11 protein-coding genes are annotated in these 11,152 nt (G+C 73.6%); 1 reads left to right on the top strand and 10 read right to left on the bottom strand.

Annotation, left to right across the window (positions count from 1 at the left end; all coding sequences use genetic code 11):
- The 6 genes from VIU94_RS39060 to VIU94_RS39035 all read right to left on the bottom strand — a co-directional run.
- A partial coding sequence (locus tag VIU94_RS39060; RefSeq protein ID WP_331919434.1) for a hypothetical protein occupies positions 1–693 on the bottom strand: 693 nt, incomplete at its 3' end.
- A gap of 76 nt (positions 694–769) precedes the next feature.
- A complete protein-coding gene (locus VIU94_RS39055; protein WP_331919432.1) occupies positions 770–1,528 on the bottom strand; it encodes a Crp/Fnr family transcriptional regulator in 759 nt (252 codons plus the stop codon).
- A gap of 267 nt (positions 1,529–1,795) precedes the next feature.
- The gene (locus VIU94_RS39050; RefSeq protein WP_331919430.1) at positions 1,796–4,363 is read right to left on the bottom strand and encodes a polynucleotide kinase-phosphatase; all 2,568 of its coding nucleotides are present in this window, start codon (positions 4,361–4,363) and stop codon (positions 1,796–1,798) included.
- Entirely contained in the window at positions 4,360–5,829 is a 1,470-nt protein-coding gene (locus tag VIU94_RS39045) for a 3' terminal RNA ribose 2'-O-methyltransferase Hen1 (protein ID WP_331919428.1), read from the bottom strand. The genes VIU94_RS39050 and VIU94_RS39045 overlap by 4 nt, the downstream gene beginning before the upstream one ends.
- Before the next feature lie 103 nt (positions 5,830–5,932).
- Positions 5,933–6,847 carry a homocysteine S-methyltransferase gene (gene mmuM / locus VIU94_RS39040; protein ID WP_331919426.1) on the bottom strand — a complete coding sequence of 305 codons (915 nt, stop codon included), beginning with the start codon at positions 6,845–6,847 and terminating at the stop codon, positions 5,933–5,935.
- A gap of 4 nt (positions 6,848–6,851) precedes the next feature.
- Complete coding sequence (locus VIU94_RS39035) at positions 6,852–7,775, bottom strand: LLM class F420-dependent oxidoreductase (RefSeq protein ID WP_331919424.1); 924 nt, start codon at positions 7,773–7,775, stop codon at positions 6,852–6,854.
- Positions 7,776–8,074: 299 nt separating this feature from the next.
- On the opposite strand from VIU94_RS39035, the gene VIU94_RS39030 reads away from it, so the two are divergent.
- Entirely contained in the window at positions 8,075–8,338 is a 264-nt protein-coding gene (locus tag VIU94_RS39030) for a hypothetical protein (protein ID WP_331919422.1), read from the top strand.
- A gap of 35 nt (positions 8,339–8,373) precedes the next feature.
- Here VIU94_RS39030 and VIU94_RS39025 read toward each other — a convergent pair whose 3' ends face one another.
- From VIU94_RS39025 to VIU94_RS39010, 4 genes are all read right to left on the bottom strand, one after another.
- Positions 8,374–8,880, bottom strand: a complete 507-nt coding sequence (locus VIU94_RS39025) for a DUF6099 family protein (protein ID WP_331919420.1) — start codon at positions 8,878–8,880, stop codon at positions 8,374–8,376.
- Positions 8,881–9,005: 125 nt separating this feature from the next.
- Positions 9,006–9,386 carry a nucleotide pyrophosphohydrolase gene (locus tag VIU94_RS39020; protein ID WP_331919418.1) on the bottom strand — a complete coding sequence of 127 codons (381 nt, stop codon included), beginning with the start codon at positions 9,384–9,386 and terminating at the stop codon, positions 9,006–9,008.
- Positions 9,383–10,570: an AAA family ATPase gene (locus VIU94_RS39015; protein ID WP_331919416.1), complete on the bottom strand. Its 1,188-nt coding sequence runs from the start codon at positions 10,568–10,570 to the stop codon at positions 9,383–9,385. The genes VIU94_RS39020 and VIU94_RS39015 overlap by 4 nt, the downstream gene beginning before the upstream one ends.
- A 156-nt stretch (positions 10,571–10,726) precedes the next feature.
- Positions 10,727–11,137, bottom strand: a complete 411-nt coding sequence (locus VIU94_RS39010; protein ID WP_331919414.1) for a cell division protein SepF — start codon at positions 11,135–11,137, stop codon at positions 10,727–10,729.
- Positions 11,138–11,152 lie beyond the last annotated feature (15 nt).

The raw sequence follows: 11,152 nt of genomic DNA, 5'->3' as shown, positions 1-11,152 counted from the left end.
AAGCGGCGGTGGACCGTCCCCCGTTGACGGTCCACCGCCGGTCTCGGATCCCGCGTGCAGCACCGCGCCGTGCTCGTCGAGCGGGGGCGCGGGCCGGCGGGGGATGTGGAACCAGGCGCTCTCGTCGGTCTCCTTGGAGCGCACCCGGGCCTGGCGGTAGTGGCCCGGTTCCACATAGCGGCCGCCTTCGACGACCACGTTCCCGTACAGCCAGTCGGAGACCACGACCAGCAGGTCCGCCGTCGGCTCGGCGGTCATGATCTCCTTGGCGGTGGGGCTGTCGCACAGCCGGCAGGTCAGGTCCACGGCCCGGCCGACCAGCCCGCGACCGTCGTCGAGGACGAGTCCGGCGTTCATGCCGACGCGCAGCCGGAGCCGCTGCTCGCGGCCGGCGTTGTGCTCGCGCAGGCACTCGTACAGGGTGTCGATCCAGCGTCCGACCATGAGCGTCGGGGGCATGTCCGGGCGCAGCGCGCCGAGGATGCCGTCGCCGCGGTCCTCCTGGTGCACCGCGCCGGGCTCGACGCCGACGGCGGCGTACGCCTCGCCGAAGGCCTGGTACATGGCGGCGCGCATCCGCTGCTTGGCGTCCATGCCCAGCTTCCCGGAGCCCACGGCGTCCCCGAAGACGACGAGTCTGTGGAGGGCGCCGGCTCCGGCTTCCGTTCCCGTGTTGGCTCCCGCACTGCTCACTCGGAACTCCCTGTGTGCCGTGTCGCTGTGTGACAGGTCCAGCCTGGCCGCGTCCGGCGGCCGGCGATGTAGCCGTTTACACACCCGGCGGAGATTTCTCCGCGGGTCCGCCGGGCCCTGCTCCCGAGCCCGGTCCGGGCCCGGCCGGCGGCCGTTCGCGGCCGCGTGCGAGGAGGAGCAGGACGGGCATGTCGATGACGATCACCCGCCGGTTGGCGGTGCGGACGACGTCCTGCTCGCGCAGCAGCCGCAGGGCCTTCGCGACCGCCTCCCGGGTGGCGCCTATGGCCGCCGCCAGGTCGTGCTGGGGCAGCGGCAGTTCGAGTACGGTCCCGGCGTCGGCGCGGCGGCCGGCCCGCTGCGCCAGCTCGACCAGGCGGGCCGCGAGCCGCCGCAGGACGGTCTCGGAGGCGAGCGAGCGGCGTTCGACGTCGGCGCTGCGCAGCCGGGTGGAGAGCTGGCGCAGGATCAGCGCGGTGGCGTGCGGCCGGGCGGCGAGGAAGCGGCGGAAGCGGTCACCGGAGACGGCCACCGCCTCGACCCGGCCGAGCGCGGTGACGGTGGCGCTGCGCGGGCGCTGGTCGACGGCGGCGAGGTCGCCGACGACCTCGCCGGCGCCGCGCAGCGCGAGGATCAGCCGTGCGCCGCGCTCGGTCTCGACGGAGACCACGCACCAGCCGGAGAGCAGGGCGAGGACATGGGCGGAGGTGTCGCGTTCGCGGATCAGCACCTCGCCGGGCTCGTAGGCGCGCGGCCGTCCCTCGGCGAGCAGGGCGGTGCGGTCGGCGGGCGGCAGGGCGTCGAGGAACGACCGGTCCTGGCCGAAAAGGCTCATCGTCACCTCACCCCGCGCCGTTGCAGTGCGCCCGCGGCCGGGTCCGGGCATGCGTCGACGGGGCCGCGTCCGCTGGTGTGTCGTGTGTGTTCCCCACCTCTTGTGACGTGCGCAGTAACACTGTTGACGCTGCGTCACGTCGTGGGGTGAAGAACGCTAGGCCGTGGCGAAGATCTGCGTCAATGTGCACGGGGGGCGCAGGGGAGCGCCGTGATCGGCATCCCTGCGCCCCCCGTGGGACGTGGTGTTTTTCGACCCTGGACCGGGTCAGAGCCGCGGATCGACCGGCTCGGACTCCAGTGCGAGCACGGCGAAAACGGCCTCGTGGATCCGCCAGAGCGGTTCCCCGGCAGCGAGCCGGTCGAGCGCCTCCAGGCCGAGCGCGTACTCGCGCAGCGCGAGCGAACGCTTGTGCCCCAGCGAGCGGTTGCGCAGCCGCTCCAGGTTGTCCGGACGGGTGTACTCCGGTCCGTAGATGATCCGCAGGTACTCCCGGCCGCGGACCTTGACGCCCGGCTGCACGGGCCCGCGGGGGCCGTGCACGACCGTGCGCGAGGTCGGCGAGAGCGGCTTGACGACCATGCCCTCGCCGCCCGCCGCCGTCATCTCCAGCCACCAGGCGACACCGGCCCGCACGGATGCCTCGTCGCCGGTGTCGACCACGAGCCGTCGGGTGACCTGGAGCAGACCGGTGGGGTCGCTGTCGACGATCCAGTCGATCCACCGGAGCTGCTCGTCGTGCGGCACGGCCGCCAGCGAGCGGCCCCGCGCGGCGAGGATCTGGAACGGCGCGAAGCGCACGCCCTCAAGACCCTGGGTCGGCCAGCAGTACCGGCGGTATGCCTCGGTGAACGCCTCGGCGTCCACGGCCCGTTCGCGCTGCGTGGCGAGAAGCCCGTCCAGGCCGGGCACGCCCCGGGCCGCCGCCTGCTCCAGTGCGCCGAGCACGGGCGGGAAAACGGCTCGGGAGGCCGCGCCGACGGCCGCGTACTGCGAGCGCAGCAGCCCTGCCGACTTCAGCGACCACGGCATCAGTTCGCCGTCGAACAGCAGCCAGTCCGTGCCGAGTTCGTCCCACAGACCGACGGCGGTGATCGCCGCCCGCAACCGGTCCAGGACCTGCTCGGTGACGGACGGATCGTCGAAGAAGGGCCGGCCCGTACGGGTGTGCAGGGCCCCGGTCACTCCGGTCACGCCGAAGCGCTCGCGCGCCACGTCCTCGTCCCGGCAGACCAGCGCGACGGCCCGGGAGCCCATGTGCTTCTCCTCGCACACGACCCGCTCGACCCCGTCGGCCGCGTACTGCGCGAACGCCTCGGCCGGGTGCTCCAAGTACCCCTCCGCACGCGAGGTGGCGGTGGGCGCCATCGTCGGCGGGAGGTAGGCGAGCAGCCGCGGGTCGACCGCGAACCGGCTCATGACCTCGAGCGCCGCCGCCGCGTTCTCCTCGCGCACGCCGACGTTGCCGAGCAGCCCGGTCTCCACGACCCGGCGGCCGTGCACGTCGGCCAGGTCCAGCGGCCGGCCCTGGTGCCCGCCGGGGGCGTCGGTGGTCAGCGGCCGGGCCGGCTCGTACCAGACCTGCTCCGCCGGCACGTCGACGAGTTCGCGCTCCGGCCAGCGCAGCGCGGTCATCCGGCCGCCGAACACGGCCCCGGTGTCCAGGCAGATGGTGTTGTTGATCCAGCTGGTGTTCGGCACGGGAGTGTGGCCGTACACCACCGTCGCCCGGCCGCGGTACTCCTCCGCCCACGGGTAGCGGACCGGCAGGCCGAACTCGTCGGTCTCACCAGTGGTGTCCCCGTACAGGGCGTGCGAGCGGACCCGGCCGGAGGTGCGGCCGTGGTACTTCTCGGGCAGCCCGGCGTGGCAGACCACCAGCCGGCCCTCATCGAGGACGTAGTGGCTGACCAGCCCGTCGATGAACTCACCGACCTCGGCGCGGAACTCCTCGCTCTCCCGGCCGAGCTGCTCGATGGTCTCGGCGAGGCCGTGGGTCTCCTGGACCTTGCGGCCCTTGAGCCAACGGCCCAGCTTGTTCTCGTGGTTGCCGGGCACACAGAGCGCGTCGCCGGCGGCCACCATGGACATCACGCGGCGCAGCACACCCGGGCTGTCGGGCCCGCGGTCGACGAGGTCGCCGACGAACACGGCGGTGCGGCCCTCGGGGTGGTGTCCGTCCACATAGCCGAGCTTGGCGAGCAGGGTCTCCAGCTCGGAGCGGCAGCCGTGGATGTCACCGACGATGTCGAACGGCCCGGTGAGGTGGCGCAGGTCGTTGAACCGCTTCTCCAGGACGACCTGGGCGGACTCCGCCTCCTCCACGCTGCGCAGCACGTGCACCTTGCGGAAGCCCTCGCGCTCCAGGCCGCGCAGCGAGCGGTGCAGCTCGCGCCGGTGCCGCTGCACGACCTGCCGGGGCAGGTGGGCCCGGTCGGGCCGGGCCGCGTTGCGCTCCACGCACACCGACTCCGGCATGTCGAGCACGATCGCGATCGGCAGCACGTCGTGCTCGCGGGCGAGCTGCACGAGCTGGCGGCGGGCCTCCTTCTGCACGCTGGTGGCGTCGACGACGGTCAGCCGGCCGGCCGCCAGGCGCTTGCCCGCGATGTAGTGCAGGACGTCGAAGGCGTCCCGGCTGGCGCTCTGGTCGTTCTCGTCGTCGGCGACCAGCCCGCGGCAGAAGTCCGAGGAGATCACCTCGGTCGGCTTGAAGTGCTTGCGGGCGAAGGTCGACTTGCCGGACCCGCTGGCGCCGATGAGCACGACGAGGGACAGGTCGGTGACGGGCAGGGTACGGACGGTGGAGCTGGTGCTCGTGCTGGTGCTGGTCATGCGGCCTGGTCCTCCTTCGTGTCGTTGCCGTTCAGGGTGAAGACGGCCATCTGGGTCGGCGGGCCGACCTCGGGGTCGTCCGGGCCGACGGGGGTGAACCCGACCCCGTACCCGTACTGCTCGGCGACGCGCTGAGCCCAGGCGCGGAACTCCTCGCGGGTCCACTCGAAGCGGTGGTCGCCGTGCCGCACGTGTCCGGCGGGCAGCGACTCCCAGCGCACGTTGTACTCGACGTTCGGCGTCGTCACGAGCACCGTCCGGGGCCGCGCCGAGGCGAACACCGCGTACTCGAGCGCGGGCAGCCTCGGCAGGTCGACGTGCTCGATCACCTCGCTGAGCACGGCCGCGTCGTAGCCGCCGAGCCGCTTGTCGGTGTACGCGAGCGAGCCCTGCATCAGCTTCACGCGCGCGGCCTGCCGCTCGCCCATCCGCTCGAGGCGCAGCCGGCGCGCGGCGATGCCCAACGCCCGGGCGGACACGTCGAGGCCGACGATCTCCGTGAACCGCACGTCCTTCAGCAGCGCCTGCACCAACTGGCCCTGCCCGCAGCCGAGATCGAGCACCCGGCTCACGTCCGCGGCCCGCAGCGCGGCCAGAATCGCGTCACGGCGCTGCTCGGCGAGCGGCACCGGCTTGTCTTCGGTGTCCGTGGTCTCGTCCACGGCGTTGTCGACGTCCTCCACGTCCAGGTCGTCGGCCTCGGCGAGCCGCACCAACTCCAGTCGCTCCATCGCCTGCCGGGTCAGGCCCCAGCGCCGCGACAGATAGCGGCTGGTGATCAGCTTCTGCTCGGGGTGGTCGGCGAGCCAGCCGTCCCCGGCGCGCAGCAGCTTGTCGACCTCGTCGGGGGCGACCCAGTAGTGCTTGGCGTCGTCCAGGACCGGCAGCAGCACGTACAGCTGACGCAGCGCCTCGGAGAGCCGCAGCTCGCCTTCGAGGACGAGCCGGACGTACCGCGAGTCGCCCCACTCGGGGAACGCGCTGTCCAGCGCCACCGGTTCGGCCGTGACCGTGCTCCAGCCCAGCGGCCCGAACAGCTTGCGCACCAGCTCCGCCCCACCGCGCGCCGGCAGCGCCGGCACCTCGATCCGCAGCGGCATCGGCTCCGCGGCCCGCTCCGGCCGCAGCACGCAGTCCCCGCGCAACGCGGTCTTGAAGACCGTGCTCAGCGCGACGGCGAGCAGCGACGAGGCGGCGTAGGGGCGGTCGTTCACGTACTGCGCGAGCGCCGCGTCAGGGGCGCCGCCCCGGCCCTTTCCCCGCCCGGCGCGGACCAGCGCCACCGGGTCGACCTCCATGAGCAGCGCGGCCGTGCACCGCTCCGCCGTCGCCTCGGGATACAGCACATGCGCCGCGCCGTACGCGGTGGAGAACCGCTGCGCCTTGTCGGGATGCTTGTGCAGCAGAAAGCCGAGGTCGGTAGCGGGTCGCTCAGGGGTACCGGTGGTACTGATCGTCAGGAACACACATCCGAGTATCGCCCTCCCTTCCCGCCACGACCAGGCATTATCCGCACCCCTGCCGGTCTGCTGACAGAAGGCGCCAGGGGACCCGTCCCAGGCGCCCGCCCTACTCCTCTCTCTCGTCCCCCAACGCGGCGGCCAGGGCCGCGATGCGGTCCGGGCCGACGCGGCAGCAGCCGCCGATCAGGCGCGCCCCGGCCGCCCGCCACTCGCCCGTCCGCCCGGGGTCGAAGGTCCCCTCGCCCCGCCAGCCGCGCGCCCGCGCGTCCCACACCTCCCCGCTGTTCGGATAGACCACGACCGGCTTCCCGGTCACGCCGGCGGCGATCTCCACCGCCGGCCCGACGTCGCCCGGCTCACAGCAGTTGACCCCTACCGCGATCACCTCCTCGACGCCCGCCGCGAGCGCGAACGCCCCCGCCAGGTCCTGGCCCGCCCGGGTCCGCCCGCCCGCGACGGTGTACGTCAGCCACACCGGCGCCCCGCATCCGGCCACGGCCTTCAACAGCGCCTCCGCCTCGTCGGCGTCCGGCACCGTCTCCAGCGCGAGCACGTCCGGCCCGGCCGCCGCCAGCGCCTCGATCCGCGGCCGGTGGAACCGCTCCAGCTCCCGCACGCTCAGCCCGTACCGCCCGCGGTACTCGCTGCCGTCCGCGAGCATCGCCCCGTACGGCCCCACCGACCCGGCCACCCACACGTCCTCGCCGGCCAGGTCGCCGGCCGCCCGGGCCAGCTCCACGCTCCGCCCCAGCAGCCGGGCCGCCTCGGCCCGGCCGATCCCCCGGTGCGCGAAGCCCTCGAAGGTGGCCTGGTAGCTGGAGGTGATCAGGACCCGTGCGCCCGCCCGCACGTAGGCCGTGTGCGCCGCCTCGATCTGCTCGGGCCCGTCGGCGAGCAGCCGCGCGGACCACAGCTCGTCGGAGAGGTCGCAGCCCTGCGCCTCCAGCTGGTTGGAGAGCCCGCCGTCGAGGACGAGGACCTCCTCGGCGAGCACGTCGGCCAGTGCGCGGACGGGTCGCATCGACTCAGCCCAGCTGCGACTGGACCTGGGCGGAGATGAGCTCCAGATGGTCCAGGTCGGCCAGGTCCAGGACCTGGAGGTAGATCCGGGAGGAGCCGATCGCGCCGTACCGGCCGATCTTGTCCACCACCTCGGCGGGCGTGCCCGCCAGCCCGTTCGCCTTGAGCTCCTCCACCTCCCGCCCGATCGCGGCGGCCCGGCGGGCGACCTCCGCGTCGTTCCTGCCGACGCAGACGACCAGGGCATTGGAGTACACGAGGTCGCCCGCTGCGCGGCCCGCGGCCTCCGCCGCGGCCCGGACCCGGCCGAACTGCCGCTCGCTGTCCTCGATCGACCCGAAGGGGATGTTGAACTCGTCGGCGTACCGCGCGGCGAGCCGCGGGGTGCGGCTGGCGCCGTGGCCGCCGATGAGTACCGGGACCTTCGCCTGCGCCGGCTTGGGCAGCGCCGGCGAGTCGGTGAGCTGGTAGAACTCGCCCTCGTACGAGAACGTCTTGCCGACCTCGGTCTCCCACAGTCCGGTGACGATCGCCAGCTGCTCCTCCAGCCGGCCGAACTTCTCCTTCGGGAACGGGATGCCGTACGCCTTGTGCTCCTCCTCGAACCAGCCCGCGCCCAGGCCCAGTTCGACCCGCCCGCCGGACATCCGGTCGACCTGCGCGACCTGGATGGCCAGCACGCCGGGAAGCCGGAAGGTGCCCGCGGTCATCAGGGTGCCGAGCCGGATCCGCTTGGTCTCCCGGGCCAGTCCGGCCAGGGTGATCCAGGCGTCGGTCGGCCCGGGGAGCCCGTCGGCGGAGCCCATGCGCAGATAGTGGTCGGACCTGAAGAAGGCGTCGAAGCCAAGATCCTCGGTGGCCTTGGCGACGGTGAGCAGGGTGTCGTAGTCGGCCCCTTGCTGGGGCTCCGTGAAGATTCGAAGATCCATGCCTCCATCCTGCCCGCGTCGGGCCTGCGGTGCTCCCGCGTCACCGCGGTCGCGACGCCGTCTCCGTCAACGCCTCCGTCAACCTCTCCGTCAGCGGCCGGCCCGCCGCTGCTCGGTAGGGTGAATATCCGACCACCTGGCGGGACGCCTCCGCCCGGGCCAGTGACCGTCCGTGTCCGCCCGTCGTTGGCTCGGGCGGAGCCGGACCGCCCGGCCCGCGCGCCGGCGGCCTTTGCCGGTGCGTCGTTCTTTCTTGTGGCCTTCCCCCTGGTGGGAGGGCCTGGGCCGAGGAGGCCGCCATGTCCCAGGAAGCCGTGCCCGACCGGGCGACGCCCGAGCACCCGGTGCAGCAGACCGTGCAGCAGTCGGTGCCCGAGCAGAAGAGCGGCGGCGCCCCCAAGGGCCTGCTTCAGCAGATGGAGGAGCTGATGGCGGCGCTCAACGCCGACCTGAACCAACTCGACGCCGATCTTCAGTCCTCGGCCGACCGCGCCCCGGCCCCCTCCGGCTCCGACGCGCCCGAGTCCCCCCGCTCCGCTCCCGTCGACGACGCCCCTCGGTGACGGCGGGCGCCGCCGCCTCCGCGACGCCGCCGCGGTCATGACGGTCCCGCCGGCGAGTCCGCCGGGTCGGCGCGGCCCCGTGCCGCATCGGGCGGCCTGCCCCGCTCCCGTACGGTGAGCCGGCGCAGCATGCCGCGCACCCGGTCGTTGGACTCGTCGGCGGCGTCGATCGCCTCGATGCACTGCCAGTAGAGCCCTTCCTCGTCGGTGTCGCAGGCCACCCCGACGAGGGCGATGCCGACCTCCCCGAGCAGCGCGCTCAGCGCGTTCAACGCCGTGCGCACGTCGGCCACTTCGGTCAGCTGCGCGGCGCGCGGGACCCCGGTGCGCAGCACCGGGTGGTCCATCACCCCGCGCCCGCCGCCGATCTCGCTCAGCGCCCGTGCCTCGCCGCGCAGCTCCAGCGGTCCCCGGACCGCGAGATGACTGCCCACGGCCTGGGCGAGGGCCTGTGCCTGCCAGGCCTCCGCCACGATCTCGAGGGCCGCACGGCTCTGCGCCAGTGCGTGACGTCCCACCGCGATCAGTCGCTCCGCTTCCATGTACGCCGCCCCCGTTCGTACGACTTACTGCCCACTAGTCCACTACCCAGCGTGAGGGCGTGTGAGCACAAAAGCCAGAGGAATTCGGAAATCTGTGGACAGGAAGCTCGACAGGCATATCCGGCTCACTCCGAAGAGTGACCGTCCTCCTCCGTGACGGGCAGCGCGCCCCCTCCCGGCCGCCTTCCGGCCGGGAAGCGCACCTCGTTCCGGTCGATCTTCGCCGCCAGGGCGGCCAGCACATCGACCCCGAGGACGCCGCAGAACTGCAGCAGATACGCGAGCACGTCGGCCACCTCGTCCTCGACCCGGTGGGCGGACTCCGGGTCGTCCATCACCCGGTCCGCCTGCTCCGGCGTCAACCACTGGAAGATCTCCAGCAGTTCGGCCGCCTCGACGCTGAGCGCCGACGCCAGGTTCTTCGGCGTGTGGTACGGCTCCCAGCCCCGCGCGGCCGCGAACTCGGTCAGCCTGCGCTGCAATCCCGCTACATCCAGTTCTGTCACGGCTCCAGGTCTACCACCGCGACGCCGGGCAGCTGCCGGGCACGGGCCGCGGTGGCCGCGGTGGCCGTCCCCACCAGCCGGAGGTGTCCCCCGGCGCAGATCTCGGCGGCCAGCCCGAGCAGTTCGCCGGCCTGCCGCGGGTCGAGCCCGCGGTCGAAGCCGTCCGCGAGCACGGTCAGGCTCTGCAGCGCGTCCGGCACCTCCGCGACCTGGTCGACCGCAAGCACCCCCGGCCCCGTCAACAGCACCAACGCGAGAGCCAGGTAGCGGAGTTCCCCTTCCCCCAGCCGCTCCAGCGGCGTGCCCGAAGCCCCCGGGCCCGGCCCGCCCCGCGCGAGCAGCGCCCGCACCCTGCCGTCGGCGAGTTCCTGCACGTCAAGGCCCGCGACCGGCCCGGCGCAACCCCCGCGCGCCACTGCCGCCAGCCGGGCGTGCCGCCGAGCGCACCCGGTCCGCGTCCGGTGCAGCACCTCCGCCAGGTTGTCGCAGCCGCGCCGCAACCGCCCCTCGCCGAGCGGCACCGGGGCGCGCATCCGGTGCGGCTGCGGGTCGCAGGCGAAGACCGAGCGCAGCCCGACGACGACCTGTTCGGCGGCGGCGAGCACCTGCCGCTGGCCCTCCGTCTTCCCGGCGACGCGCAGCGGCAGCAGGGCGGTGCCGAGCAGGTCGTCGGGGAACGGCGCTCGGGTGACGGGCACGGCGCCCGCCGTGTGCCACTCGGCCTGAACGCTGCTGCGGCCCGGGTCCCGCAGGGCGGTGGCCAGCAGCGTCCGGTCGCGCAGCGTCAGGCGTTCGCCGACGACGCGGAGTTCGGGCTCGGCCTGGACGGCGAGGTCGAGCCGTACCGGGCCGGCCGGCCCGTCGACGGTGCAGCCGATGCGGAAGCCGCGCCGCCCCTGCGCGTCGGGCTCCGCCCGTTCGGGTACGCAGCCGGCCGGGTCGGCGAAGACGCGCCCGAGCTCGTCGCCCGCGCCGAGCCGCGCCAGCGCCTCGTACGCCTGGAGCGCGCTGGACTTGCCGCTTCCGCTCACCCCCGCGAACAGGGTCACCGGCCCGAGCGGGTAGGCCGCCGCGCGATGCGACTTGAAGGCCGCCAGACGCACCTCGGTGACGGTGGGACGGGAGGGCCGAGAAGAGGTGCAGGTGCTGGAGGGCAGATGACGGCTGGAGGGGGAGGCGTCCATGGAGACGGACCGTAGGCCGACCGGCGGACGGCGAACCGTTCCACCGCGGCGACCTTCCACCGTACGGGGGACGGCCACGCTCCACGCCGCGCCCGTCGCGCCGCGCCCGTCGCTCCCAGCGAAACGATCATCCCCAGGCGCGTACGGACGACCTCCCTAACCGCGCGGGCCCACGGCCCCGTCCACGTCCGCCGCCGCGCCCTCCACCTCGGTGCCGACCGGGGCGAGCAGGAAGACGTTCCGGTCCACGCGGTGCATGCCGCTGCCCAGGCCGAAGACGACGCCGCTGCTGAAGTCCAGGATGCGCTTGGCCACGTCCGTGTCCGCGCCGGTCAGGTCGAGCAGCACGGGGATCTGCGCGATGAGGTACTCCGCGACCTCGCGGGCGTCGGCGAAGACCTGGACGCGCAGCACGACCATGCGGCGCTGCTCGGCGGACTCGTACGGGTCGTGGAACGCGCGGTGGTCGACCCTGGACGGCCATTCGTCGCGCCCACGCAGCGGCAGCACCTGGGCGAGACCCTCCCACTGCTCGTCGGTGACGTCGTACCTCTCGTACCTACTCATGCGCCCATCCTCGCG

It is taken from the genome of Streptomyces sp., assembly GCF_036566765.1.
In the GTDB taxonomy this organism is placed as follows: domain Bacteria; phylum Actinomycetota; class Actinomycetes; order Streptomycetales; family Streptomycetaceae; genus Streptomyces.
The sequence above is the reverse complement of the archived record's forward strand: the minus strand, read 5'-3'. Positions and strand labels throughout refer to the sequence as shown.